Origin of the sequence: Actinotalea sp. (genome assembly GCF_041597215.1) — a bacterium.
Lineage (GTDB): Bacteria > Actinomycetota > Actinomycetes > Actinomycetales > Cellulomonadaceae > Actinotalea.
This window is the reverse complement of record NZ_JBFHHB010000002.1, coordinates 1-25,877: the sequence shown is the minus strand read 5'-3', so window position 1 is coordinate 25,877 and position 25,877 is coordinate 1. Positions and strand designations below refer to the sequence as shown.

Annotated in this window: 21 protein-coding genes; 20 read left to right on the top strand and 1 reads right to left on the bottom strand. The window is 72.3% G+C overall.

What is annotated here, in order from left to right; genetic code table 11:
- Positions 1–62 precede the first annotated feature (62 nt).
- The 7 genes from dop to hisF all read left to right on the top strand — a co-directional run bounded on the left by dop (position 63) and on the right by hisF (position 6,601).
- A complete protein-coding gene (gene dop, locus ABWK99_RS00420) occupies positions 63–1,694 on the top strand; it encodes a depupylase/deamidase Dop (RefSeq protein WP_372592712.1) in 1,632 nt (543 codons plus the stop codon).
- An 88-nt stretch (positions 1,695–1,782) separates the two neighbouring features.
- Entirely contained in the window at positions 1,783–1,968 is a 186-nt protein-coding gene (locus ABWK99_RS00415; RefSeq protein WP_372592711.1) for a ubiquitin-like protein Pup, read from the top strand.
- Between the two features lie 6 nt (positions 1,969–1,974).
- Entirely contained in the window at positions 1,975–2,793 is an 819-nt protein-coding gene (gene prcB, locus ABWK99_RS00410; RefSeq protein WP_372592710.1) for a proteasome subunit beta, read from the top strand.
- The gene (prcA, locus tag ABWK99_RS00405; RefSeq protein ID WP_372592709.1) at positions 2,790–3,500 is read left to right on the top strand and encodes a proteasome subunit alpha; all 711 of its coding nucleotides are present in this window, start codon (positions 2,790–2,792) and stop codon (positions 3,498–3,500) included. Before prcB ends, prcA begins: the two co-directional genes overlap by 4 nt.
- A gap of 3 nt (positions 3,501–3,503) precedes the next feature.
- Complete coding sequence (pafA, locus tag ABWK99_RS00400) at positions 3,504–4,865, top strand: Pup--protein ligase (protein ID WP_372592708.1); 1,362 nt, start codon at positions 3,504–3,506, stop codon at positions 4,863–4,865.
- Between the two features lie 88 nt (positions 4,866–4,953).
- Positions 4,954–5,829 (top strand): FKBP-type peptidyl-prolyl cis-trans isomerase, encoded by an 876-nt coding sequence (locus ABWK99_RS00395; protein WP_372592707.1) that lies wholly within the window; start codon positions 4,954–4,956, stop codon positions 5,827–5,829.
- A gap of 1 nt (position 5,830) precedes the next feature.
- Positions 5,831–6,601 carry an imidazole glycerol phosphate synthase subunit HisF gene (hisF, locus tag ABWK99_RS00390; RefSeq protein ID WP_372592706.1) on the top strand — a complete coding sequence of 257 codons (771 nt, stop codon included), beginning with the start codon at positions 5,831–5,833 and terminating at the stop codon, positions 6,599–6,601.
- A 26-nt stretch (positions 6,602–6,627) separates the two neighbouring features.
- On the opposite strand, the gene ABWK99_RS00385 is transcribed toward hisF, so the two are convergent.
- Complete coding sequence (locus ABWK99_RS00385) at positions 6,628–7,287, bottom strand: TIGR03085 family metal-binding protein (RefSeq protein WP_372592705.1); 660 nt, start codon at positions 7,285–7,287, stop codon at positions 6,628–6,630.
- Positions 7,288–7,482: 195 nt separating this feature from the next.
- Here ABWK99_RS00385 and ABWK99_RS00380 point away from each other — a divergent pair, with 195 nt between their 5' ends.
- The 13 genes from ABWK99_RS00380 to pyk all read left to right on the top strand — a co-directional run bounded on the left by ABWK99_RS00380 (position 7,483) and on the right by pyk (position 25,770).
- Positions 7,483–9,336 (top strand): ABC transporter ATP-binding protein, encoded by a 1,854-nt coding sequence (locus ABWK99_RS00380; RefSeq protein WP_372592704.1) that lies wholly within the window; start codon positions 7,483–7,485, stop codon positions 9,334–9,336.
- Positions 9,333–11,165: an ABC transporter ATP-binding protein gene (locus ABWK99_RS00375; RefSeq protein WP_372592703.1), complete on the top strand. Its 1,833-nt coding sequence runs from the start codon at positions 9,333–9,335 to the stop codon at positions 11,163–11,165. Before ABWK99_RS00380 ends, ABWK99_RS00375 begins: the two co-directional genes overlap by 4 nt.
- Before the next feature lie 75 nt (positions 11,166–11,240).
- Positions 11,241–11,600, top strand: coding sequence for a phosphoribosyl-AMP cyclohydrolase (hisI, locus tag ABWK99_RS00370; RefSeq protein WP_372592702.1), 360 nt, complete (start codon positions 11,241–11,243; stop codon positions 11,598–11,600).
- Positions 11,597–13,144, top strand: a complete 1,548-nt coding sequence (locus tag ABWK99_RS00365) for an anthranilate synthase component I (RefSeq protein WP_372592701.1) — start codon at positions 11,597–11,599, stop codon at positions 13,142–13,144. The genes hisI and ABWK99_RS00365 overlap by 4 nt, the downstream gene beginning before the upstream one ends.
- The gene (locus tag ABWK99_RS00360; RefSeq protein ID WP_372592700.1) at positions 13,141–13,728 is read left to right on the top strand and encodes a Trp biosynthesis-associated membrane protein; all 588 of its coding nucleotides are present in this window, start codon (positions 13,141–13,143) and stop codon (positions 13,726–13,728) included. Before ABWK99_RS00365 ends, ABWK99_RS00360 begins: the two co-directional genes overlap by 4 nt.
- An 85-nt stretch (positions 13,729–13,813) precedes the next feature.
- On the top strand, positions 13,814–14,089 hold the full coding sequence (locus tag ABWK99_RS00355; RefSeq protein ID WP_372592699.1) for an HGxxPAAW family protein: 276 nt from the start codon (positions 13,814–13,816) through the stop codon (positions 14,087–14,089).
- A 138-nt stretch (positions 14,090–14,227) separates the two neighbouring features.
- Complete coding sequence (gene trpC, locus ABWK99_RS00350) at positions 14,228–15,040, top strand: indole-3-glycerol phosphate synthase TrpC (protein ID WP_372592698.1); 813 nt, start codon at positions 14,228–14,230, stop codon at positions 15,038–15,040.
- Positions 15,037–16,356 carry a tryptophan synthase subunit beta gene (trpB, locus tag ABWK99_RS00345; protein ID WP_372592697.1) on the top strand — a complete coding sequence of 440 codons (1,320 nt, stop codon included), beginning with the start codon at positions 15,037–15,039 and terminating at the stop codon, positions 16,354–16,356. The genes trpC and trpB overlap by 4 nt, the downstream gene beginning before the upstream one ends.
- Positions 16,353–17,174, top strand: coding sequence for a tryptophan synthase subunit alpha (trpA, locus tag ABWK99_RS00340; protein ID WP_372592696.1), 822 nt, complete (start codon positions 16,353–16,355; stop codon positions 17,172–17,174). The genes trpB and trpA overlap by 4 nt, the downstream gene beginning before the upstream one ends.
- On the top strand, positions 17,171–18,139 hold the full coding sequence (gene lgt, locus ABWK99_RS00335; protein WP_372592695.1) for a prolipoprotein diacylglyceryl transferase: 969 nt from the start codon (positions 17,171–17,173) through the stop codon (positions 18,137–18,139). The genes trpA and lgt overlap by 4 nt, the downstream gene beginning before the upstream one ends.
- Positions 18,140–18,302: 163 nt before the next feature.
- Positions 18,303–22,847 (top strand): glutamate synthase large subunit, encoded by a 4,545-nt coding sequence (gltB, locus tag ABWK99_RS00330; RefSeq protein ID WP_372592694.1) that lies wholly within the window; start codon positions 18,303–18,305, stop codon positions 22,845–22,847.
- Positions 22,840–24,309: a glutamate synthase subunit beta gene (locus ABWK99_RS00325; protein ID WP_372592693.1), complete on the top strand. Its 1,470-nt coding sequence runs from the start codon at positions 22,840–22,842 to the stop codon at positions 24,307–24,309. Before gltB ends, ABWK99_RS00325 begins: the two co-directional genes overlap by 8 nt.
- 51 nt (positions 24,310–24,360) lie before the next feature.
- On the top strand, positions 24,361–25,770 hold the full coding sequence (gene pyk / locus ABWK99_RS00320) for a pyruvate kinase (protein WP_372592692.1): 1,410 nt from the start codon (positions 24,361–24,363) through the stop codon (positions 25,768–25,770).
- The last annotated feature ends 107 nt before the right edge of the window (positions 25,771–25,877 follow it).

Genomic DNA, 25,877 nt, shown 5'->3' with positions numbered 1-25,877 from the left:
CCGCCTCCCGCGCGCCACGCCCTGCATCTCCCCGCACCGGCCGACGCACCTATCCTTGCCCGGTGAGCGTGCGCAGGGTGATGGGGATCGAGACCGAGTACGGCGTCCTGGAGCCGGGGCGCGCGTACGCGAACCCCATGCTGCTCTCGAGCCACGTCGTGGCCGCCTACGCAGCGGTGGCCGAGGGTGAGGGGCTGGGTCACTGGGACTACAGCGACGAGGACCCGCTCGCCGATGCTCGGGGCTTCCGGATCGACCGGGCCTCGGCTCATCCCTCCCTGCTCACCGACGACCCCTCCGCGCCGGCGCCCTCCGGACCGACCCCCGACCTGGCGGGCGACGGCGCGCTGACGGCGGACGTCGGGATGACGGCCGTCCCTCGGCCGGCGCAGCCCGAGCGCGAGGACCCCAACGCCGCGACGAGCATTCTCACCAACGGCGCGCGGCTCTACGTCGACCACGCCCACCCCGAGTACTCCTCCCCGGAGGTCACCAACCCGCGTGACGCGGTGATCTGGGACAAGGCGGGCGAACGCGTGATGCTCGCCGCGGTCCGGGCCCTGGCCTCGACCCCCGGCATGCCCGATGTCGTGCTCTACAAGAACAACGTCGACGGCAAGGGTGCCTCCTACGGGACGCACGAGAACTACCTCGTCTCCCGGGACCTGCCGTTCACGACCCTGGTGGAGGGGCTCACCCCCTTCCTCGTCACGCGCCAGGTCTTCGCCGGAGCAGGGCGGGTGGGCATCGGGCAGACGGGGTCCGTCGCCGGCTTCCAGCTCTCCCAGCGGGCCGACTACATCGAGGCGGAGGTCGGCCTCGAGACGACCCTGCGCCGGCCGATCGTCAACACGCGCGACGAACCGCATGCCGACCGCACGCGGTGGCGGCGCCTGCACCTGATCCTCGGGGACGCGACGATGCTGGAGGTCGCGACCTACCTGCGCGTGGGCACGACGGCGCTGCTGCTCTGGCTGCTCGAGAGGCACGGGCCGGCGGTGCCCGCGGCCCTCGGCTCGCTCGCCCTGGCCGACCCGGTCGCGGCCGTGCACCAGATCAGCCGGGACCCCTCGCTGACCACGAGGGTCGACCTCGCCGACGGTCGCCGCCTGACCGCCCTGGAGATCCAGCAGGCCTGCCTCACCGCGGTGCGCGAGGCCGTCGGCGCCGAGGGCGGGCCCGACGAGGCGACCTCAGCGGTGCTCGACCGCTGGGCGTCCGTTTTGGACCGGCTCGGCCGCGACCCTGGCTCCTGCGCCCGGGAGGTCGAGTGGGTGGCCAAGCTGCGCGTGCTCGAAGGCATGCGGAGCAGGGACCACCTGGCATGGGACCACCCGCGCCTCGCGGCGATGGACATCCAGTGGTCCGACGTGCGGCCCGAACGCGGCCTGTACCACCGGCTCGAGGCCGCGGGCGCCGTCGAGCGCCTGGTGGACGACTCCGAGGTGGACCGCGCGGTGACCTCGCCACCCGAGGACACGCGGGCGTACTTCCGCGGCACCGTGGTCCGACGGTTCGCCCCCCACGTGCGCGCCGCGAGCTGGGACGCGGTCGTGCTGGACGTGCCGAGCCTTCCCACCCTGCGCCGGATCCCCCTGCTCGACCCGTGGCGCGGCACCAAGGCGCACGTCGGGGCGCTGCTCGACGCCTCCGGGGACGTCGCGACGCTGGTGGACCGGCTGACCGGCGGCTGAACCCGGCGCACACCGAGGTGCGCGCGCACCTAGGATCGTGAGCAAGGGTCGCCCTCGGGCAGCCGTCGGCACGATCGGGAGGTCAGCAATGGCACAGGAGTACAAGCGCCGCCAGGACGAGGACCCCACCCCGGACGACGCCCCTGCCCCCGCTGCGGCCGCGCCCCAGGCCCGCGACGCGGAGGTCGACGCCCTCCTGGACGAGATCGACGACGTGCTGGAGACCAACGCGGAGTCCTTCGTGCGCGGGTTCGTGCAGAAGGGCGGTCAGTGAGCGCCGATGACTGACGCGCACGGCCGCCTCCCGCGGTCCTTCACCACACCCGGGACCTCGTCCTTCGTCGACTTCCTCGCCGCGCACGACCCGAGCCGGCTCACCGGGACGTTCGCCACGCCGCTCGGCGACGTGCCCGTCCCGCACGCCACGACGATCGTGGCGCTGACCTTCGACGGTGGCGTGGTGATGGCGGGCGACCGCCGCGCGACGGCCGGCTCGATGATCGCCAGCCGCCAGATCGAGAAGGTCTTCCCTGCGGACGACTCGTCGGCGATCGGCATCGCCGGCACCGCCGGCCTCGCGATCGAGCTCGTCCGGCTCTTCCAGCTCGAGCTGGAGCACTACGAGAAGATCGAGGGCACCCCGCTCTCGCTCGACGGCAAGGCGAACCGCCTGGCCACGATGGTGCGCGGCAGTCTCGGGCTGGCCATGCAGGGCCTCGCCGTCATCCCGCTGTTCTGCGGCTACGACGAGTCCCGCGGCACGGGCCGGATCTTCTCCTACGACGTGACCGGGGGTCGGTACGAGGAGACCGAGCACCACGCGATCGGCTCCGGGTCGGTCTTCGCCCGCGGATCGCTCAAGAAGCTCTGGCAGCCGGGCCTGGACCGCGACCAGGCGGTGCGGGCGGCGGTCACCGCCCTCGTGGACGCGGCGGACGACGACTCCGCGACCGGAGGCCCGGACGCGCTGCGCCGGATCTGGCCCGTGGTCGCCGTCGTCGGGCCGGAGGGCTACCAGGCGGTCTCGCAGGCCGAGCTCGCCGAGGTCGCCGCTGCGGTCGAGGAGTCCCGTCGACAGGCCGGAGGGCGCCACCCGTGAGCATGCCGTTCTACGTCTCGCCCGAGCAGGTCATGAAGGACCGCGCCGACTACGCCCGCAAGGGGATCGCCCGAGGTCGATCCGTCGTCGTGCTCGCCTACGAGGGCGGTATCGCCTTCGCGACCGAGAACCCCTCGCGAGCACTGCACAAGATCTCCGAGATCTACGACCGGATCGGGTTCGCGGCGGTCGGCAAGTACAACGAGTTCGAGAACCTGCGGGTCGCGGGGGTGCGCTACGCGGACCTGCGCGGCTACTCCTACGACCGCTCCGACGTGAACGCGCGGGGACTGGCCAACGCCTATGCCCAGACGCTCGGGACGGTGTTCACCACCGAGGCGAAGCCGCTCGAGGTCGAGATCGTGGTCGCCGAGGTCGGCACGGTCCCGCAGGACGACCAGATCTACCGGCTCTCCTACGACGGCTCGGTCAGCGACGAGCACGGCTACGTCACGATGGGCGGTCAGGCGGAGCACATCACCGGTCTGCTCGAGGAGGCATGGGAGCCGGGTCTCGACCTCGCGGCCGCGGTCCGGCTGGCGGTCAGGGTGCTGGGCGACCGCTCCGACGGATCGTCCCAGGTGCTCGCCCCTGAGCAGCTCGAGGTCGCCGTGCTGGAGAGGTCGCGACCGCGGCGCGCCTTCCACCGCCTGTCGGCCGCGGCGCTGGCGCCCCTGCTCGACTCCGCCGGCACGGCGGGGGACTGAGCCGTGGACCGTCGGATCTTCGGGCTCGAGACCGAGTACGGGGTCACCTGTGCCGTCGAGAGCGGCCGTGGCCTGTCGGCCGACGAGGTCGCGCGCTACCTGTTCCGCAAGGTCGTGGCCTGGGGGCGCAGCTCCAACGTCTTCCTGGGGAACGGCTCGCGTCTGTACCTCGACGTCGGCTCCCACCCGGAGTACGCGACCGCCGAGTGCGACGCGATCCCGCAGCTCATCGCGCACGACCGTGGCGGCGAGCGGGTGCTCGAGGGCCTCGTCGAGGATGCCCAGGCCCGGCTCGAGCTCGAGGGCGTCCCCGGCAGGATCCACCTGTTCAAGAACAACACCGACTCCGCAGGCAACTCCTACGGCTGCCACGAGAACTACCTGGTGCGACGGCAGGGCGACTTCGGTCGGCTCGCGGACGTCCTGGTGCCCTTCCTCATCACCCGGCAGGTCCTCACCGGTGCCGGGAAGGTGCTGCCCACACCTCAGGGCCCGGTCTACACGCTCTCCCAGCGTGCGGACCACATCTGGGAGTCCGTCTCCAGCGCCACGACGCGCTCGCGCCCGATCATCAACACGCGGGACGAGCCGCACGCCGACGCCGAGCAGTACCGCCGGCTGCACGTCATCGTCGGCGACTCGTCGATGTCAGAGACGACGACGATGCTCAAGGTCGGTGCCACGGATCTCGTGCTGCGGCTGATCGAGGCGGGCGTGCCGATGCGCGACCTCGGCCTGGAGAACCCCATGCGGGCGATCCGCGAGATCAGCCACGACCTGTCGGGGAAGGCACCGGTCACCTTGTCGAACGGTCGCACGGCCACCGCGCTCGACATCCAGGACGAGTACCTCGCGCGCGTCACCGCGCACGCGGACAAGGAGCTCGAGCGCACTCCGGTCATCGATCGCGTGCTGGACCTGTGGGGTCGTGGACTGGCCGCCCTGCGCTCCGGGGACCTGACGCCTGTCGAGCGGGAGCTGGACTGGGTCATCAAGCTGCGCCTGATCGAGCGGTACCGTGCCAAGCACGGCGTGGGGCTCGGGGACCCTCGGGTGACCCGCCTCGACCTCGCCTATCACGACATCTCCCGGACCGAGGGGCTCTACAACCTCCTCGCCGATCGCGGGCTGGTGGAGCGAGTGGTCTCCGACATCGAGGTCTTCGAGGCGACGGCCGTGCCGCCGCAGACCACCCGGGCGAAGCTGCGTGGCGACTTCGTCCGGCGGGCCCAGGCCGCCCGCCGTGACTACACGGTCGACTGGGTGCATCTCAAGCTCAACGACCAGGCCCAGCGCACGGTCCTGTGCAAGGACCCGTTCCGCAGCATCGACGAGCGCGTGGACCGCCTGCTCGAGTCCTTGTGAGCCCGGCGCCCCGGGTGTCGGGGATCTGGGGTCCGTCTAGACTGTCGCGGGTCGATCGGGCAGTCCTGTGCCCGCGGGGAGGAGCCCTGTGCGAGGCGTGCTGACCGCCGTCGTGGCGCTCGTGCTGGTGCTCGGCCTGTCCACCGGCTGCTCCGTCGAGCCGCGCCTCGACCCGAACGTGACCGTGACCGGGGCCTTCGGGGTCGAGCCGACCCTCACCTTCACCTCACCGCTCGACGTCTCCGACCGCCGCATCGAGGTGCTCGCCGAGGGAACCGGGGACGAGGTCGTCGAAGGCAAGGCCGTGCTGGTGCACTACTGGTCGGAGTCCGGCGAGGACGGCTCCGTGATCGGTGAGACCTACTCGGACGCACCGCGCGCGTACCTGCTGACGGTCGACGCGGTCGGCCAGGACATCTTCGACACGCTGAGCGGGCGGAAGGTCGGTGCCCGGGTCCTGCAGGTCCTGCCGGCCGAGGGCGACGCGCCACCGACCGTGACGGTCTTCGACATCCTGCCCACCCGTGCGCAGGGGGCCGCCGTGGAACCGCGAGACGGGCTGCCGACCGTCACCCTCGCAGCCGACGGCACGCCGACCATCACCAGCACCGATGCCGAGCCGCCCCTGGAGGTCACGGCCCAGCCGCTCATCCGTGGCGAGGGCCCGCAGATCGAGCCGGGTGAGATCATCACCGTCCAGTACACGGGTGCGACCTGGGACGACGGAACGGTGTTCGACTCGACCTGGGGGCAGGACATGCTCCCGGCCGCCTTCCCGATCGGCGTCGGCTCGGTGCCGGCAGGCTGGGACGAGGGGCTCGTCGAGCAGACGGTCGGCTCGCAGGTGCTGCTCGTCCTGCCGCCCGGCTCGGGCTACGGCGGGAACGACGACGAGCTGGCGGACACGACGCTCGTGTTCGTCGTCGACATCCTTGCCGCGACCGGCGGACCGGAGGGGAGCTGAGATGGGTGTCGCCGTACGGGTCATCCCGTGCCTGGACGTGGACGCCGGCCGGGTGGTCAAGGGCGTGAACTTCGCCGACCTCCGCGATGCGGGCGATCCGGTGGGCCTGGCCCGCCGGTACGACGGAGAGGGCGCGGACGAGCTGACGTTCCTGGACGTCTCGGCGTCGTCGGGGAACCGCGAGACCACCTACGAGGTCGTGCGGCGCACCGCATCGGAGGTCTTCGTCCCGCTCACGGTCGGCGGGGGTGTGCGGGCCGTCGAGGACGTGGACCGTCTGCTCCGTGCCGGTGCCGACAAGGTCGGGGTGAACACCGCGGCCATCGCCAGGCCGGAGCTCGTCGCCGAGATCGCCGAACGCTTCGGCAGCCAGGTCCTCGTCCTGTCCGTCGACGCGCGACGCGTCGTGGACGGGCCCCCGACGGCATCGGGCTACGAGGTCACCACGCACGGCGGACGCCGCGGAACCGGGATCGACGCGGTCGAGTGGGCCCGACGCGCGGTCGAGCTCGGCGCCGGTGAGGTGCTGCTCAACTCGATGGATGCCGACGGCACGACGGGGGGCTTCGACCTCGAGATGCTCGCCGACGTGCGACCGCATGTCGCCGTCCCGCTCATCGCCTCCGGCGGTGCCGGAACCGTCGAGCACTTCGTCGAGGCGGCCAAGGCCGGTGCGGATGCCCTCCTGGCGGCCAGCGTGTTCCACTTCGGGACCCTGACGATCGCCGAGGTGAAGGCCGGCCTGCGCGAGGCGGGCGTCGAGGTGCGCTGAACCGGGTCGGGCCGGGTGCGCGGGCCTCAGACGCGACGGGGGAAGAGCGCGTCCATCGCGGCGACGGCGTCGGGATGGCCGAGCACCTCGACCTCAGCGACGGCCGAGCGTCCGTAGGCGTGCAGCACCAGCTCGCCGAGGGGACCTCGGAGGACGACGTCGTGCGCGGGGCTCGCCGGGACGGGTGAGGTGCGCACGCGCACGTCCGGTCCGTCCTCCGGGCTGAGCACGACCCCGACGGGGCTCGAGCGGTACAGGGCGCGCGCCATGACGGTGAAACGACGCCAGATCGCCTCGCGCTCGGCTGCGGGGAGGTGACGAGGAGCGGTCCGCCCGCGCCCGCGGCGCACGTCCTCCGCGTGCACGAAGAGCTCGATGAGCTGCGCGTCGTCCCCGGCAAGACGTAACGGGCTCCACCAGGGCGGCCCCTGCCGGACCTGGTCGAGGAGGCGGGACCAGGCCTGCGGAGAGGTCGACGCGTCACCCAGCTCCTGGGTCCTGCGCTCCGTCCGTCCGGCGAGCAGCGGGACGACGATCCCGGCGGCGGTGAGCGGTTCGCGTTCACGCAGCACCAGGTGGGCTGCGAGGTGCTCGGTCCGCCACCCGGCGCAGCAGGTGGGGGATCCGGGGCCGACGGCCTCCAAGGCCTCGACGACGGCGGCGCGTTCGCGGGGGTGCCAGGCCATGGGTCATGGTCCCACGGGCGCCCCTCGTGCGCGCACCGGGCCAGGGGAGCGGTCGCGCGGGTGTGGTGCGGCGGGCGCACCCGATCTCCGACCTAGGATGGACGGGCCGCGGGGGCGATCGTTCGGGCCCGGCCTGCGGTTGCGGGCCGTGCGGCCCGCCACGACGAGCTGACCCGTGTCGATCGAAGGAGTGGCGTGCGTCCACGCGTCCGCAGGGCTGCCCTGGAGGGCGGTCCGGCCAGCCGGGGTGCCCAGCTCATCGGCCGGGGGATCTCCTCGCACCCCTGGACCTACGTCGCCGCCATCGGGACGTCAGCGGCCTTCGGGGCGCTGACCGTCGCCGTGAGCCAGGTCCTCGGCTCGGTCACCGACAGTGTCGTGGTGCCGGCCATCGCCGGTTCCTCCTCTGCGCGGTCCAGGGTCTGGATCGCGGGCCTCGCCCTGCTCGCCGTCGCGGTCGGCCTTGCCCTCTCGGTCGCCGGGCGACGGATCTTCGCGGGCCTGGGGTACGCAGGCATCGGCGCCGACCACCGTCGCGGGGTGACCAGGCAGTACCTGCGCCTGCCGATCTCCTGGCACCGCTCGCACCCGACCGGACAGCTCCTGGCGAACGCGAGCTCGGACGTCGAGGCCGCCACCGGCGTCTTCAACCCCTTGCCCTTCGCCCTGGGTGTCGTCGTGATGATCGCCGTCGCCACCGTCGCCCTCGTGCGGGTGGACCTCTGGCTCGCCCTCACGGCACTCGTCGTGCTTCCGCTCGCCGTCCTGGCGAACCTCGTGTTCCAGCGGTACATGTCGCCGGCGATCACCCGGGCGCAACAGCTGCGCGCCGAGGTCGCCGACATCGCCCACGAGAGCTTCGAGGCCGCACTGCTCGTCAAGTCCCTCGGGACGCAGGACCGTGAGGAGCAGCGCTTCGCCGAGCGCGCCGACGCGCTGCGGGAGGCCAACGTCCGGGTCGGCAGGGTGCGGGCGGCGTTCGACCCGGTGATCGAGCTCCTGCCGAGCGCCGGGACCCTTGCCGTGCTGCTCGTGGGCGCCATGCGTCTGGAGGCCGGGGCCGTGCAGACGGGAGACATCGTCTCGGCCGCCTACCTGCTGACCCTGATGGCGGTACCCGTCCGAGCCTTCGGGTGGGTGCTCGGTGAGCTGCCCCGTGCGGTGGTCGGCTACGACCGGATCGCCCGCGTGCTCGACGCCGTGGGCGACCAGGTGCCCGGGACCCGTGCGCTCCCCGTGCGCGCCGGCGGCCTCGAGGTCCGGGTCCGTGGCGTGGGCGTCCAGGTCCGCGACCTCGGCGGGCCGCGGACGCTGCTGTCCGACCTCGACCTGGACCTCGCCCCTGGGCGGGTCGTGGCTCTCGTCGGTCCGACCGGTGCGGGCAAGACGACCCTCGCCGGCCTGTTCAGCAGGCTCCAGGACCCGAGCGCCGGACGGATCGAGCTGGACGGCATCGACCTGGTCGACATCACCTCGGCGGATCTCAGCGCGCAGGTCGCCCTGGTGCCCCAGACCACGTTCGTCTTCGAGGACACCGTGCGAGCGAACGTCGCACTCGCCGATCCGGGCGACCCCGGAGCGCCCACCGACGACGCCGTGTGGGCAGCGCTCCGGGCCGCGCGGGTCGACGACGTCGTGCGGGCACTCCCGGAGGGCCTCGACGCCCCGCTCGGCGAGCGGGGTGCGAACCTGTCCGGCGGTCAGCGCCAGCGTCTCGCGATCGCCCGCGCCCTGGTGCGTCGCCCTCGGCTCCTCGTGCTCGACGACGCGACCTCGGCGGTGGACCCGCAGGTCGAGCAGGCCATCCTCGCCGGCCTGCGCGAGGAGGTCGGTGGTGCGAGCGGGGGAGCGGGACGGGGCGCCCCGACGGTGCTGCTGGTGGCCTACCGGATGTCCTCCGTGCTGCTGGCCGACGAGGTCGTCCACCTGGACGGCGGGAGGATCGTCGACCGCGGTACCCATGCCGAGCTCCTGGCGAGGGACCCGGGCTACCGGGAGCTCGCGACGGCCTACGAGCGCCAGACCCAGGCCCGCGAGGAGCTCTCATGAGCGCCGGTGCGCGCCTGGACGGCGCGGGCAGCCTGGGAACCCGCGCGACGCTGCGCCGTGGGGTGGAGATCTCGCCGCAGATCCTCGACGGTGCGTTCCTCACCGTCGTGCTGGCGGTGCTCGCCGCGGCCGGACGGGTCGTCGTCCCGCTCGCCGTCCAGCAGACCATCGACACCGTCGGCGTCGCGGGCGGGACCGGGGACGGACGGCTCGTCCGTCTCGTCGGGCTCGCGGCGCTGGGACTCGTCGTCGCGGGCGTGTGCTCGGCCCTGGTCAACGTCCGGCTCTTCCGGTCGAGCGAGGCCGGGCTGGCACGGCTGAGGATCACGGCCTTCCGCCGCGTGCACGACCTCTCCTCGCTCACCCAGGGCACCGAGCGGCGCGGGAGTCTCGTCTCGCGCGTGACGAGCGACGTCGACACCATCTCGCTGTTCGTGCAGTGGGGCGGGATCATGCTCCTGGTCTCGGTCCTCCAGATCGCCGCCGCCACCGTGCTCATGGCCATCTGGTCCTGGCAGCTGACCCTCGTGGTGTGGGCGAGCTTCGTCCCTCTGGTGCTCGTGCTCCGACCCGCGCAGAAGAAGGTGGGCGAGGCCTACGCGGCCGTGCGGCAGTCCGTCGGGGCGATGCTCGGGGCGATCTCCGAGGCCGTGGTGGGCGCGGAGACCGTCCGCGCCTACGGCGTGACCTCCCGCACCCAGGGCCGGATCGACGCGGCCGTGCACAGGACGTGGCGGGCGCAGGTGCGTGCGCAGAACCGGGTGTCGATCGTCTTCTCCAGCGGGGTGCTCGTGGCGAACGCCGTGCTGGCGGTCGTGGTGGTCGTCGGGACGCTGCTGGGTGTGGGTGGATCGCTCAGCGCGGGCCGTCTGGTGGCCTTCCTCTTCCTGGTCCAGCTCTTCACCGGTCCGGTCCAGATGGCGACGGAGATCCTCAACGAGCTGCAGAACGCCCTGGCGGGGTGGCGTCGGGTGATCGGCGTGATCGACACGCCCGTCGACATCGCCGACCCCGAGGGCGGCGGTGCGACCAGCCCTCGCGGGCCGGCCGAGGTGCGGTTCGAAGGTGTCACCTACGCGTACCCGGGCGGGCCGCCCGTGCTCAGCGGGATCGACCTGCGGGTTCCCGCCGGCCAGAAGGTCGCCGTGGTGGGGGCGACAGGCTCCGGCAAGTCCACCCTGGTCAAGCTCGTGACCCGCCTGGCCGATCCGGACGAGGGGCGGGTGCTGCTCGACGGGACCGATCTGCGCGCCTTGAGCCTCGACTCCTTGCGCCGGAGGGTCGTGCTCGTCCCGCAGGAGGGCTTCCTGTTCGAGGGCAGCCTCGCGGACAACGTCGCCTACGGGGCGAGGGACGCCGAGCCGGCGGAGGGACAGGCGGCTGCCGGTCGCGTCGCGGTACCGGACGTCGACCCGCGGACCGTGCTCCGGGCCTTCGACGAGCTGGGGCTCGCCGACTGGGTCGCGGCCCTGCCCGACGGCATCGGCACGGAGGTCGGGCAGCGAGGGGAGCGGCTCTCGGCAGGCGAGCGGCAGCTCGTCTCCTTGGCTCGAGCCCACCTCGCGGGGGGTGACCTGCTCGTCCTGGACGAGGCGACGAGCGCCGTCGACCCGGCGACCGACGTGCGCATCGCGGGTGCGCTGGACCGGCTCGCCGCCGGCCGGACGACGATCACCGTCGCGCACCGGCTGTCCACCGCCGAGGCCGCCGACCTCGTGGTCGTCGTCGACCGGGGACGGATCGTGGAGATCGGCACGCACGGCGAGCTCGTCGCGGCCGGGGGCACCTACGCCGCCATGCACGCCGCGTGGATGTCGCAGACCCGTTGAGCGTCGGCTCCCGGACGGTGCCCGGGACCTGGTCCCGGTTCCTCCTGCCCTGCCGCGGCGTGGCAGGATCGGTGCGTGCCCTCGAATCTCGCCCCTGACCTGGCGGCGCGCCTCAAGCGCGACGCCGACGGCCTGGTCTGCGCCGTCGTCCAGCAGCACGACACCGGCGAGGTGCTGATGGTCGGCTGGATGGACGACGAGGCGCTGCACCGCACCCTGACCTCGGGCCGGGTGACGTTCTGGAGCCGCTCGCGGCAGATGTACTGGCGCAAGGGCGACACCTCGGGTCATGTCCAGCACGTGCGTTCGGTGGCGCTCGACTGCGACGGAGACGCCCTGCTCGTGCGGGTCGAGCAGGTCGGTGCCGCGTGTCACACGGGCACCAGGACCTGCTTCGAGGCAGGCGGCGACCTGGGCGCGGTGGTGGGGGAGTGACCGCCGTCCCGCAGCCCCTCGCCTGGGGGACGACCTGGCCACGGCTCGAGGGCTTCCGCGAGCTCGCGGGCGATCGACGGGTCGTCCCGGTGGTGCGCCGGCTTCTCGCCGACGAGGTCACACCGGTCGGTCTGTACCGGACCCTCGCCCAGGGCCGCCCCGGCACCTTCGTCCTCGAGTCGGCGGAGGTGGACGGGACGTGGTCGCGCTACTCGTTCGTCGGCGTCCGTTCCCGCGCGACGCTCTCGGTCGCCGAGGGCCGAGCAGTATGGACGGGGGACGTGCCGGTCGGCGTGCCCACGGAGGGGGACGTGCTCGAGGTCCTCGCCGCGACGCTCGAGGCCTTGCGCACCCCGGCGCTCGAGGGCCTTCCCCCGCTCACCGGCGGACTCGTGGGCGCGATGGGCTGGGACATCGTCCGGCACTGGGAGCCGACGCTCCCGGCCATGGCTCCTGACGAGCTCGGGGTCCCCGAGGTCACGCTGTGCCTGGCCAGCGACCTCGCCGTGGTCGACCACGTCGACGGCACGGTGTGGCTCGTGGCGAACGCGATCAACTTCGACGACACCGACCAGCGCGTCGACGAGGCCTATCTCGACGCCGTCGCCCGCCTCGACGCCATGCAGGCGGACCTGGTGCGCGGCGAACCCGTCGCGCCAGGGGTGCTGGTCGACGGCGAGGAGCCGGAGCTCGAGTTCCGCAGCACGCAGGAGGAGTTCGAACGCATCGTCCTGCAGGGCAAGGAGGCGATCCGTGAGGGCGAGGTCTTCCAGGTGGTGCTCTCCCAGCGCCTCGACCTCGAGTGCTCCGCCTCGCCGCTCGACGTCTACCGCACCCTGCGGACCATCAACCCCAGCCAGTACATGTACTACCTGCAGCTCGAGGACCCCTCCGGGCGGGAGTTCGCCGTGGTCGGGTCGAGCCCGGAGACGCTCGTCAAGCTCACCGGGGACCGGGTCGTCACCTACCCGATCGCCGGGTCTCGGCCGCGGGGCGCCGACGTCGAGCAGGACGCGGCGTACATCGCCGACCTCCTGGCGGACCCGAAGGAGCTCGCGGAGCACGTGATGCTCGTCGACCTCTCGCGCAACGACCTGGTCAAGGTGTGCGAGCCGACGACGATCGAGGTGGTCGAGTTCATGGCCGCTCGTCGCTTCAGCCACGTCATCCACCTGTGCTCGACGGTCACCGGCCGCCTGCGTGCCGGGGCCACGGCGCTCGAGACGCTCAAGGCGACGTTCCCGGCCGGCACGCTCTCCGGGGCCCCGAAGCCCCGGGCCATCGCCCTGATCGACGAGCTGGAGCCGGCGCGTCGCGGGATCTACGGCGGCACCGTCGGCTACTTCGACTTCGCGGGTGACATGGACATGGCGATCGCGATCCGCACGGCGATGATCCGGGAGGGCCGGGCGAGTGTGCAGGCCGGTGCCGGCATCGTCGCGGACTCGGTCCCGGCCTCGGAGTACGCCGAGGCGCGCAACAAGGCCGCAGCGGCCGTCCGCGCCGTGCAGATCGCCTCCAGGCTGCGGCGAGCGGGGTCGTGACCAGGCGGGCCGTGGTGCTCGCCGCCCTCGCTCTGGCGGTCCTCGTCGCGGCCTGCTCGGCCCCGGTATGGGTCCATGCGGCGACCTCCAGCCCGAGCGTCGAGCGGATCCCGCTCGGGGTGCCTGGGTCGGACCTCGCCCCGGGTGCGGGAGCCGGGGCGCTCGTCGTCGCGGCCGCGGCCCTCGCCCTCGCCCTGGCCCGCCGTGGGGGCCGGGTGGTCGCCCTGCTGGGCATGGCTGCCGGCGGCGCCCTCGTCGCCGCGTCGGCCCTGGCCGGGACCTCCTCCGCGCGGGCCTCGGCGCTTGCTGCGGCGCTCGACGCCGTCGGGGTCGCCGCCCTGACCGAGGAGCCCCGCCTGAGCGTGTGGCCGTGGGCCGTGCTCGGCCTCGGGGTCGCGGCGGTGGTCCTGGCGGCTGCCGGCGCCGTCGGTACCCGTCGCTGGGGGACCACGTCGAGGCGCTTCGAGGTCCCCGACGGCCCGGGAGCGGCCTCCGGGCCGGCCCCGGCCGCCGGGACGCGACCCGACCTCGAGCGGGACGCGGACGTCTGGGACGCGCTCAGTCGCGGCGACGACCCGACCTGAGTCCCCTTCCCCCCGTCGTGGTCCTCGGACCGCCTTCCCCCGCGCGGACGGCTACGCTCGCACCCACACAGGACGGAGAACCCGAATGTCTGAGACCAACCCCGGCGCCGAGCGGGTGCACCTGCCGGTGGCCAGCCCCCCGGCCAACCACGGTCACACCACCGCGGCGTGGGTCACCGTGATCACGGTGCTCGTCGGATCGACCCTCGCCGCCGTGGCGATGGTGTTCGCCGCGGTCCCGCTGGTCTGGGTCGGCGCGGTGATCGTCGTCCTCGGACTCGTGGCGGGCCGGGTGCTCAAGATGCTCGGTCTCGGGCAGCCGCTCGAGCAGCCGCGGCGGACGGCGCACTCCGGCGACTGACGACGGCGTGAGCGGCCAGGCCGCGCGGGACCCGAGCAGCGGTCGCCCGCGGGATGGACTCGTCGGGCGGCGTCCGGATGCTGGCCTACGATGGCGGCGTCGGCCACCCGGGGGACGGCTCGGAGGAGGAGGCAGTCGATGACGGTCCTGGAAGACATCGTGGCCGGCGTTCGCGAGGACCTCGCGATCCGCGAGGCGGCCACGCCGCTCGCCGCCGTGAAGGAGCGGGCCGCCCGCGTGCCTGAGGCGAAGGACGCGCTCTCCCGGCTGCACGACGACTCCGCCGTCGTCGTGATCGCCGAGGTCAAGCGGTCGAGCCCGAGCAAGGGTGCCCTGGCGGAGATCCAGGACCCGGCGGCTCTGGCCGGCCTGTACGAGCAGGGCGGCGCCGCGGCGATCTCGGTGCTCACCGAGCAGCGCCGGTTCAAGGGCAGCCTCGCCGACCTCGATGCGGTGCGTGCCGTGGTCGACGTCCCCGTGCTGCGCAAGGACTTCGTCGTCACGCCGTACCAGGTGTGGGAGGCCAGGGCCCACGGGGCCGACCTCGTGCTGCTCATCGTCGCGGCCCTCGAGCAGACCGTCCTCACCTCCCTCGTGGAACGCGTGCACTCCCTCGGCATGACCGCCCTGGTCGAGGTGCACGACGCCGAGGAGGTGTCCCGTGCGCTCGACGCAGGCGCGCGAGCGGTCGGCGTCAACGCCCGCAACCTCAAGAACCTGGAGGTCGACCGGACGACGTTCGCCCGGCTGGCCCCGCTGATCCCGCAGGGCATCGTGCGGATCGCCGAGTCCGGCGTCCGCGGCCCGCATGACGTCATGGACTACGCACGCTCGGGAGCCGATGCCGTGCTGGTCGGAGAGGCACTCGTGACAGGCAAGGACCCCAGGGCCGCGGTGGCCGACCTCGTCGCCGCCGGCGCGCACCCCTCGCTGCGGGCGGTGCGCCAGTGACCGCACCTCGCGGTGGACGGTCGGCAGCTGCCGCCCTCCACGAGGCCGTCAGCGCGCTCGGGGAACGCGGCCCGCTCGCGACCCAGTCGGGTCCCTACTTCGGGGACTTCGGCGGTCGCTTCGTCCCCGAGGCCCTGGTGGCAGCCCTGGACGAGCTCGACACGGCCTACCACAAGGCCCTGGCGGACCCGACGTTCGGGCGTGACCTCGAGCGCCTTCATCGCACGTACACCGGGCGGCCGAGCCCGTTGACCGAGGCGACCCGGTTCGCTGGCCACGTCGGCGGGGGAGCGCGGGTCTTCCTCAAGCGGGAGGACCTCAACCACACGGGCTCGCACAAGATCAACAACGTGCTCGGCCAGGCCCTGCTGGTCAAGCGCATGGGCAAGAAGCGCGTCATCGCCGAGACGGGCGCCGGCCAGCACGGGGTGGCCACGGCCACCGCCGCTGCGCTGCTCGACCTCGAGTGCACGGTGTACATGGGCGAGGAGGACACGCGCCGGCAGGCGCTCAACGTCGCCCGGATGCGTCTGCTCGGTGCCGAGGTCGTCCCGGTGCGGATCGGGCAGCGGACGCTCAAGGATGCGATCAACGAGGCGCTGCGGGACTGGGTGGCCAACGTCGAGACGACGCACTACCTGCTCGGCACTGTCACCGGACCCCATCCCTTCCCCGAGATGGTGCGCGACTTCCACCAGGTCATCGGCTACGAGGCCCGCGCTCAGCTCGCCGAGGAGATCGGCGCCCTCCCGGACGCGATCGCCGCCTGCGTCGGCGGCGGGTCGAACGCCCTCGGGATCTTCAACGCCTTCCTCGACGAGCCCTCCGTCCGCCTCTTCGGCTTCGAGGCGGGCGGCGACGGCGTCGAGTCCGGTCGGCATGCCTCGCGCTTCTCCGGCGGTGCGCCGGGAGTGCTGCACGGGGCACGCTCCTTCCTCCTGCAGGACGAGGACGGGCAGACCCTGCCGACGCACTCGATCTCGGCGGGCCTGGACTACCCGAGCGTGGGCCCGGAGCACGCCTGGCTGCACGAGCTCGGGCGGGTCCGGTACTCGCCCGTCACCGACACCGAGGCGATGGACGCCTTCTCGCTGCTGTGCAGGACCGAGGGGATCATCCCCGCCATCGAGTCCGCGCACGCCCTGGCCGGGGCGCTGACCCTCGGCCGCGAGACGGCGGACTGGGGTCTCGACCACCCGCCGGTGATCCTCGTCAACCTCTCAGGACGCGGGGACAAGGACGTGGCCACGGCTGCGCGCTGGTTCGGGCTGCTCGACGAGGGCGACGAGGCCGAGCGGACGGAGGGGCGCGGATGAGCGACGTCGTCGTGGACGGCCCGACGGCCACCCACCTGCACCGCCTGCGCGCGGAGGGTCGCGCCGCGCTCATCGGCTACCTCCCCCTGGGGTTCCCGGACCTCGAGGGCTCGATCCTGGCGGCTCGGGCGATGGTCGAGGCGGGCGCCGACATCGTCGAGCTCGGTCTGCCGTACACCGATCCGGTGATGGACGGGCCGACGATCCAGCGGGCCGTGGAGCAGTCGCTCGCTTCCGGCACCCGCGTGCAGGACGTGATGGGCGCCGTCGAGCAGATCGCTGCGACCGGGGCCACCGTTCTGGTGATGAGCTACTGGAACCCCGTCCTGCGGTACGGGGTCGAGCGATTCGCCCGCGACCTGGTGTCGGCGGGCGGAGCAGGACTCATCACACCGGACCTCATCCCCGACGAGGCAGCGCCGTGGCTCGCCGCCTCGGACGAGCTCGGCCTCGACCGGGTCTTCCTCGTCGCGCCCAGCTCGACGCCCGAGCGTCTGGCGATGACCGCCGCCGCCTCCAGGGGCTTCGTCTACGCGGCCTCCACCATGGGCGTCACCGGTACACGTGCCTCGGTGGGTTCCGACGCGGCCCGGCTCGTCGCCGACACGCGTGCGGCGGGGGCAGACCTCGTGTGCGTCGGCCTCGGCGTGAGCACCCCCGAGCAGGCCGCGGAGGTGGCGCGGTACGCGGACGGGGTCATCGTCGGAAGCGCCTTCGTGCGTCCGCTGCTCGACGCCCCGGACCTGGAGTCCGGGATCGCCGCGCTTCGCGTCGCCGTCGCGGCGATCGCCGAGGGAGTGCGGGGTGCGCGCAGGTGACGCTGACCGCCGCGCTCGTGCGCCTGGAGATCCCGAGCCCCTCGCAGAGCGTCTGGTACCTCGGACCCCTGCCGATCCGCGCCTACGCGCTGGCGATCATGACAGGCATCGTCGTCGCGCTGATCATGACGCGGCGTCGGTGGTCGCAGCGCGGGGGCGACCCCGACGACGTCCTGGAGATCGTCTTCTGGGCCGTGCCCTTCGGCATCCTCGGCGGGCGGATCTACCACGTCATCAGCTCGCCCGACGCCTACTTCGGCGCCGGCGGCGACCCGTGGAAGGCCTTCGCGATCTGGGAGGGCGGACTCGGGATCTGGGGGGCGATCGCGCTCGGAGCTCTCGGGGCGTGGATCGGCGCCCGCAAGCAGAAGGTGAGCTTCGTCGCGTTCGCTGACGCCGTCGCGCCCGGGCTGCTGGTCGCCCAGGCGATCGGCCGGCTGGGCAACTGGTTCAACCAGGAGCTCTTCGGCGGGCCGACCACCCTGCCGTGGGGCCTGCGGATCGACCCCGCGTCCGCCACCTTCCCCGCCGACCTCCCCGCGGACACGCTCTTCCACCCGACCTTCCTCTACGAGCTGCTGTGGAACCTCGCCGCGGCCGCCCTCATCGTGTGGCTCGAGCGTCGCTACCGCCTCGGCCACGGCCGGGTCTTCTGGGCGTACGTGATGGCGTACACCTCGGGCCGGATCTGGATCGAGTACCTGCGGATCGACACGGCGCACGAGATCCTCGGCCTGCGCCTCAACGTCTGGACCTCGCTCCTGGTCGGGCTCGGTGCGCTGGTAGCCTTCGTGCTGGTCGGACGCCGTCACCCTGGGCGCGAGACCACGGTGGTGACCGGGGATCCCGTGGAGCCTGCCGACGAGGGCGAGGACGTCCCCGAGACCCCTTCGGGCGACCCATCGGGCGCCATCGCCCCGGCGGACTCCTCTGACGAGCCCGCCCCGCACGAGCAGGAATCCTGACGGCGCCGGTCGCGGTACGTCGTGGTGGTACCTGCGCAGTACCGGAGCTGCGGTCCCCACTGCGGTGCCAGGCGGTATCGTCGCCGCCAGTCGGGCCGATGACGTCCCCGGACATCCTTCACGTACCCGGGCACGGGCCCGGGTCAGCACGAGGACGGTGGTAATGAGTCTCTTCGACGCTGCACCTGTGGGTCTCTACGACCCGACGGCCGAGCACGACGCCTGCGGCGTCGCGTTCGTCGCCACCCTGCGAGGGACACCGGGACGGGACATCGTCGACGCCGGTCTCACGGCGCTGCTCAACCTCGACCACCGTGGTGCCGTCGGCGCCGAGGTCGACAGCGGTGACGGCGCAGGGATCCTCACCCAGGTCCCCGACGCCTTCCTGCGGGACGTCATCCCCGGCGAGCTGCCCCCGGCCGGCCGGTACGCCATCGGCCTCGCCTTCCTTCCCGCCGAGCAGGCCGAGCAGTCCGCCGCCGTCGCCGCGATCGACGCGATCGTGCGCGAGGAGGGCCTCGACGTGCTGGCCTGGCGTGACGTCCCGGTCACGGCCGACCTCGTCGGACCGACGGCGCGCGCGACGATGCCGGCCTTCCGGCACCTCGTGGTCGCGGACCCGGCGCGCTCCCTGAGCGGGGTCGACCTCGACCGGAAGGCGTTCCGCGTGCGCAAGCGCGTCGAGAACGAGCTCGGTCTGTACTTCGCGTCCCTCTCGGCACGCACGCTGACCTACAAGGGCATGCTCACCACCGGACAGCTCGAGCCCTTCTTCCCCGACCTGTCCGACCCGCGGTACGCCTCGGAGATCGCACTGGTCCACTCGCGCTTCTCCACCAACACGTTCCCCTCGTGGCCCCTGGCCCAGCCGTTCCGGATGATCGCGCACAACGGTGAGATCAACACGGTCCGGGCGAACCGCAACTGGATGGCGGCGCGGCAGAGCACGCTGTCGAGCGAGGTCCTGGGGGACCTCACCCCCCTGCTCCCGGTCTGCTCGCCGAGCAGCTCGGACTCGGCGACGTTCGACGAGGTGCTCGAGCTGCTCCACCTGTCCGGGCGGAGCATGCCGCACGCGGTGCTGATGATGATCCCGGAGGCGTGGGAGAACCACGCCGAGATGGACCCGGCCCGCCGCGCGTTCTACGAGTACCACTCCACGCTCATGGAGCCGTGGGACGGGCCGGCTGCGCTGGCCTTCACCGACGGGACGCTCATCGGTGCGGTGCTCGACCGGAACGGGCTGCGTCCCGGCCGGTACTGGATCACCGACGACGGCCTCGTCGTCCTGGCGAGCGAGGCCGGGGTGCTCGACATCGACCCCGCGACCGTCGTGCGCAAGGGTCGCCTCGAGCCGGGCCGCATGTTCCTCGTCGACACCGGCGCGGGCAGGGTCGTCCCGGACGAGGAGATCAAGGGTCAGCTGGCCGACCAGCGTCCCTACGCGCAGTGGACGGCCGAGCACTCGGTCTTCCTCGACCAGCTGCCCGAGCGGGAGCACGTGCAGCACAGCCCCGCATCGGTGCGCCGTCGCCAGCGTGCCTTCGGCTACACCGAGGAGGAGCTCAAGATCCTCCTCGGTCCGATGGGTGCCACCGGCGCCGAGCCCCTCGGCGCGATGGGGACGGACACCCCCGTCGCAGTCCTGTCCAAGCGTCCGCGACTGCTCTTCGACTACTTCACGCAGATGTTCGCCCAGGTGACGAACCCGCCGCTGGACGCGATCCGTGAGGAGCTGGTCACCTCGATCGGCGGCGCGATCGGCCCCGAGCCGAACCTTCTCGCCGATGTTCCCGAGCACGCCCGGAAGCTGATCCTGCCGTTCCCGGTGATCGACAACGACCAGCTCGCCAAGATCGTCCGGATCGACAGGGATCCCGCTCTTGCCGGGGTGTTCCGCTCCGAGATCGTCAGGGGCCTGTACTCCGTCGCCGGCGGAGCCGCGGCGCTGGAGGCACGTCTCGAGGAGATCTTCGCCCAGGTCGACGCCGCGGTCGACGCCGGGGTGAGCTTCCTCATCCTGTCCGACCGGGAGTCCGACGCCGATCACGCGCCGATCCCCTCCCTGCTCCTGTCGAGCGCCGTCCACCACCACCTGCTGCGTCGCCACACCCGCACCCGGGTGAGCCTCGTGGTCGAGGCCGGTGACGTGCGCGAGGTGCACCACGTGGCACTGCTCGTCGGCTTCGGGGCGGCAGCCGTCAACCCGTACCTCGCGATGGAGACCGTCGAGGGAATGGCCCGTGAGGGCGCCCTTCAGGTCGAGCCGGAGAAGGCCGTCGCGAACCTCATCAAGGCGCTCGGCAAGGGCGTGCTCAAGGTGATGAGCAAGATGGGCATCTCGACCATCGCCTCGTACCGCGGCGCGCAGACCTTCGAGGCCATCGGGCTCTCGCACGAGGTGGTCGACCGCTACTTCGCGGGAACGACGAGCCGGCTCGGCGGGATCGGCCTCGACGTCGTCGCCGAGGAGGTCGCGGCTCGGCACCAGGACGCCTACCCCGCGAGCGGGAACCCGCAGGCGCACCGTCGCCTGAACGTCGGCGGCGAGTACCAGTGGCGCCGCGACGGGGAGGAGCACCTCTTCGACCCGGAGACGGTCTTCCGGCTCCAGCACTCGACCAGGACCCGTCAGCTCGACGTCTTCCGGGAGTACACGCGCCGGGTGGACGACCAGGCCGAGCGCCTCATGACGCTGCGCGGGCTGCTGCGCTTCGCCGAGGGTGCGCGACCGCCGGTCCCGCTCGAGGAGGTCGAGCCGATCGAGGACATCATCAAGCGGTTCTCGACCGGTGCGATGTCCTACGGGTCGATCTCTCTCGAGGCCCACCAGACGCTCGCCATCGCCATGAACAGGCTCGGCGCGCGCTCCAACACCGGTGAGGGCGGCGAGGACCCGGAGCGGCTGCACGACCCCGAACGGCGCTCGGCGATCAAGCAGATCGCCTCCGGCCGCTTCGGCGTCACGTCCGAGTACCTGACCAACGCCACGGACCTGCAGATCAAGATGGCCCAGGGCGCCAAGCCAGGTGAAGGCGGTCAGCTCCCGGGCACCAAGGTGTACCCGTGGGTCGCCAGGACGCGGCACTCGACACCGGGCGTCGGGCTCATCTCCCCGCCGCCGCACCACGACATCTACTCGATCGAGGACATCGCCCAGCTCATCCACGACCTGAAGAACGCGAACCCGCAGGCGCGGGTGCACGTCAAGCTCGTCAGCGAGTTCGGGGTGGGCACGGTCGCGACGGGTGTCTCCAAGGCGCACGCCGACGTCGTCCTCATCTCGGGGCACGACGGCGGGACGGGTGCGAGCCCGCTCACCTCGCTCAAGCACGCGGGCACGCCATGGGAGATCGGCCTCGCCGAGACCCAGCAGACCCTCGTGCTCAACAACCTGCGCGACCGGATCGTCGTGCAGGTCGACGGCCAGCTCAAGACGGGCCGCGACGTCGTGATCGGCGCGCTGCTCGGCGCGGAGGAGTTCGGCTTCGCGACGGCTCCGCTCGTCGTGAGCGGCTGCGTGATGATGCGGGTCTGTCATCTCGACACCTGCCCCGTCGGGGTCGCCACCCAGAACCCCGAGCTGCGGGCACGCTTCACCGGCAAGCCGGAGTTCGTGGAGACCTTCTTCGAGTACATCGCCATCGAGGTACGCGAGTACCTCGCGGCGCTCGGGTTCCGGTCCATCGAGGAGGCCGTCGGCCACGTCGAGGCGCTCGACGCCCGCGCGGCCGGCGACCACTGGAAGGCGGCGGGCTTGGACCTCTCCCCGGTGCTCGAGCGGCCGGTGCCGGTCCCTGGAGCGTCGCTGCGCAACACCACGGGCCAGGACCACGGGCTCGACAAGGCCCTCGACAACCAGCTCATCTCGCGGGCGGAACCGGCACTCGAGCGGGGCGAACGGGTCACGATCGACGTCCCGGTCCGCAACGTCAACCGGACCGTGGGCACGATGCTCGGGCACGAGGTCACGCGGCGGTACGGCGGTGAGGGACTCCCGGACGACACCATCGAGGTCACCCTGACCGGATCGGCTGGCCAGTCCCTCGGGGCGTTCCTGCCGCGCGGCATCACGCTGCGGCTGTTCGGCGACGCGAACGACTATGTCGGCAAGGGCCTGTCGGGTGGGCGCGTCGTCGTCCGCCCCGACATCTCCTCCGTGCTCGTCGGCCAGCGCGACGTGATCGCGGGCAACGTCATCGGCTACGGGGCGACCTCCGGCGAGATCTTCCTCCGCGGGGTGGTCGGCGAGCGCTTCGGCGTGCGCAACTCCGGCGCGACGCTGGTCGTCGAGGGGGTCGGTGACCACGGCTGCGAGTACATGACCGGAGGGCGGGTCGTCGTGCTCGGACGGACGGGCCGCAACTTCGGCGCCGGCATGTCGGGCGGTCATGCGTTCGTCCTCGACCTGCGGCCGGAGCTCGTCAACCAGCCGGCGCTCGTCAACGGTGAGCTCGCGCTCACCACCGTCGACGCGGAGCACGGCGCCGAGCTGGAGGCCTTGCTGCGCACCCACGCGGCGGAGACCGGCTCACCGCTCGCTCAGGAGCTGCTCGCCGATCTGCCGGCTGCACTGGCCCGGTTCACCCGGATCGTGCCGACCGAGTACGAGCGCATGCTCGCCACCCTCGCAGATGCCGCGGAGCAGGGGCTCGACCCCAGCGCCCCAGGTGTCTGGGACCACATCCTGGAGGTGTCCCATGGCTGACCCCCGCGGCTTCCTCAAGGTGCGCCAGCGTGAGCTGCCGCCGAGCCGTCCCGTCGAGGTCCGGCTGCTCGACTACCGCGACGTGCAGGCAGAGCTCGCCGGGACGAACGAGGCCAGGCTGACCGCGCAGGCCGGGCGCTGCATGGACTGCGGCATCCCGTTCTGCCACCAGGGCTGTCCGCTGGGCAACCTCATCCCGGAGTGGAACGACCTGGTCTGGAAGGGGCAGTGGGGCGAGGCGAGCGATCGGCTGCACGCCACGAACAACTTCCCCGAGTTCACCGGGCGGATCTGCCCGGCCCCGTGCGAGACGTCCTGCGTGCTCGGCATCACCGAGCCGCCCGTCACGATCAAGAACGTCGAGGTCTCGATCGTCGACGAGGCCTTCGCGCGTGGTCTGATCACCCCGCAGGTCCCGCACTTCCTCACCGGCAACACGATCGCCGTCGTCGGTTCCGGACCGGCGGGCCTCGCCGCGGCTCAGCAGCTGACACGCGCCGGTCACACCGTCGCCGTCTTCGAGCGTGCCGACCGCATCGGTGGCCTGCTGCGGTACGGGGTGCCGGACTTCAAGCTCGAGAAGTGGCACATCGACCGCCGTGTGGCGCAGATGGAGGCCGAGGGCACGAGGTTCCGGCCCGGGGTCGAGATCGGCCGGGACATCAGCTGGACCGAGCTGCGTGCGCGCTACGACGCCGTCGTGGTGGCCATCGGCTCGACGACGCCGCGGGTGCTGACGGTCCCGGGGTCCGACCTCGCGGGGGTGCAGCCGGCGGTGCCGTTCCTCCGTCAGTCCAACCAGGTCCAGGCAGGCGACTCGATCCCCGACCAGGTCACCGCGACCGGCAAGCACGTCGTGGTGATCGGGGGCGGTGACACGGGCTCGGACTGCGTCGGTACCTCGCTCCGTCAGGGTGCGGCCTCGGTGACCTCTCTCGAGATCACCCCGCAGCCCCCGATGGACCGGCCGCTCAACCAGCCGTGGCCGACGTACCCGATGGTGTACAAGGTCTCGAGCTCGCACGAGGAGGGCGGCGAGCGCGAGTACCTGGCCTCGACCGTCGAGCTCATCGGCGACGAGGACGGGAACGTGCGGCACCTGCGGGTCGCCACGACCGAGCTCACCACCGAGGGCCGGCTCGTGCCGATCCCCGGCACCGAGAAGGACCTGCCCGCGGACCTCGTCCTGCTGGCCATGGGGTTCACCGGTCCGGAGACGGACACCCTGGTGGTGCAGACCGGTGCCGACCTGACCGGTCAGGGGACCGTGGCCCGTGGCGAGGACTACTCGTCCTCGGTTCCCGGAGTCTTCGTGGCCGGTGACGCCGGCCGAGGTCAGTCGCTCATCGTCTGGGCGATCGCGGAGGGCCGCGCCGCCGCGGCCGCCGTCGACGCCTATCTGCGTGGGAGCACGGAGCTCCCCGCCCCGATCACCCCGACGGAACGGGCCATGCGTCCCTGAAGCGGGACTCGTGGCCAGAAGGTCCCATGTTCCCCGAACTAGGCTGGAGCCATGCGTAGAGCCAAGATTGTCTGCACCCTCGGTCCCGCGACGGAGTCGCCCGAGCAGGTCCAAGCCCTCGTCGACGCCGGGATGGACGTCGCCCGGATCAACAGGAGCCACGGCGAGCCCGAGGAGCACGCCGCCGTCATCCGTCGCGTCCGCGCGGCCGCCAAGGCCTCCGGTCGCGCCGTCGCGGTCCTCGTCGACCTCCAGGGCCCGAAGATCCGCCTCGGCCGTTTCATCGAGGGCAAGCACGACGTCGCGGTCGGCGACGTCTTCACGATCACGACCGACGACATCGACGGAACCAAGGACATCTGCTCGACCACCTACAAGGGCCTGCCCGGCGACGCCCGCGTCGGCGACCGGATCCTCATCGACGACGGCAAGGTCGCGGTGCGCATCACCGCCGTCGAGGGCAACAACGTCGTCACCGTCGTCGAGGTGCCGGGGACCGTCTCCAACAACAAGGGCCTCAACCTCCCGGGTGTCGCGGTCAACGTGCCGGCGATGTCCGAGAAGGACGAGACCGACCTGCGGTGGGGCCTCGCCCAGGGCTGCGACTTCATCGCGCTGTCCTTCGTGCGCTCCGCCGCCGACTACGAGGACGTCGCGCGGATCATGGCGGAGGAGGGCCGCAAGGTCCCCGTCATCGCCAAGGTCGAGAAGCCCCAGGCCGTCGACAACCTCGCCGAGATCGTCGACGCCTTCGACGGCATCATGGTCGCCCGCGGTGACCTCGGTGTCGAGCTGCCCCTCGAGCAGGTGCCGCTGGTCCAGAAGCGCGCCATCGAGCTCGCTCGTCGCTCGGCCAAGCCCGTCATCGTCGCCACCCAGGTGCTCGAGTCGATGATCACCTCCCCGCGCCCCACGCGTGCAGAGGCCTCCGACTGCGCGAACGCCGTGCTCGACGGTGCGGATGCGGTCATGCTCTCGGGCGAGACCAGCGTCGGAGACTTCCCGATCGAGGCCGTGCGCACGATGGCACGGATCATCGAGTCCACCGAGGAGGGTGGGTTCGAGCGGATCGCCCCGCTCGGCTGGAGCCCCCAGACGCGTGGTGGAGCGATCACCCACGCGGCGGCGGACGTCGGCGAGACCCTCGGCGTGAAGTACCTGGTGACGTTCACGCAGAGCGGTGACTCGGCTCGCCGGGTCTCGCGTCTGCGCGCGCCGATCCCGATGGTCGCGTTCACCCCCGACGCGGTGGTGCGCAACCAGCTCGCCCTGACCTGGGGAGTGCAGACCTACGAGACGCCGACGGTGACCCACACCGACGAGATGGTCTCCCAGGTCGACCAGACCCTGCGGGCGAACGGTCTCGTCGAGGGCGGGGACCGCGTGGTCATCGTCTTCGGTGCCCCGGTCGGCATCCCCGGCACGACGAACTCGCTGCTCGTGCACAAGTTCGCCAACTGATCCCAGCACTGCGCGTACGAGGCCCCCGGCGGATGCCGGGGGCCTCGTGCCGTTCGTGACGAGGGAGTCACGCTCGCGCAGCACGACGGGCCCCCGGCATCCGCCGG

Excerpts from the sequence above, each read along its gene's own strand:
- pyk (WP_372592692.1), top strand. The coding sequence starts at position 24,361 with ATGCGTAGAGCCAAGATTGTCTGCACCCTCGGTCCCGCGACGGAGTCG.
- hisF (WP_372592706.1), top strand. The coding sequence starts at position 5,831 with ATGGGTGTCGCCGTACGGGTCATCCCGTGCCTGGACGTGGACGCCGGC.
- ABWK99_RS00325 (WP_372592693.1), top strand. The coding sequence starts at position 22,840 with ATGGCTGACCCCCGCGGCTTCCTCAAGGTGCGCCAGCGTGAGCTGCCG.
- ABWK99_RS00415 (WP_372592711.1), top strand. The coding sequence starts at position 1,783 with ATGGCACAGGAGTACAAGCGCCGCCAGGACGAGGACCCCACCCCGGAC.
- ABWK99_RS00355 (WP_372592699.1), top strand. The coding sequence starts at position 13,814 with ATGTCTGAGACCAACCCCGGCGCCGAGCGGGTGCACCTGCCGGTGGCC.
- prcB (WP_372592710.1), top strand. The coding sequence starts at position 1,975 with ATGACTGACGCGCACGGCCGCCTCCCGCGGTCCTTCACCACACCCGGG.
- ABWK99_RS00385 (WP_372592705.1), bottom strand. The coding sequence starts at position 7,287 with ATGGCCTGGCACCCCCGCGAACGCGCCGCCGTCGTCGAGGCCTTGGAG.
- ABWK99_RS00375 (WP_372592703.1), top strand. The coding sequence starts at position 9,333 with ATGAGCGCCGGTGCGCGCCTGGACGGCGCGGGCAGCCTGGGAACCCGC.
- gltB (WP_372592694.1), top strand. The coding sequence starts at position 18,303 with ATGAGTCTCTTCGACGCTGCACCTGTGGGTCTCTACGACCCGACGGCC.
- trpA (WP_372592696.1), top strand. The coding sequence starts at position 16,353 with ATGAGCGACGTCGTCGTGGACGGCCCGACGGCCACCCACCTGCACCGC.
- trpC (WP_372592698.1), top strand. The coding sequence starts at position 14,228 with ATGACGGTCCTGGAAGACATCGTGGCCGGCGTTCGCGAGGACCTCGCG.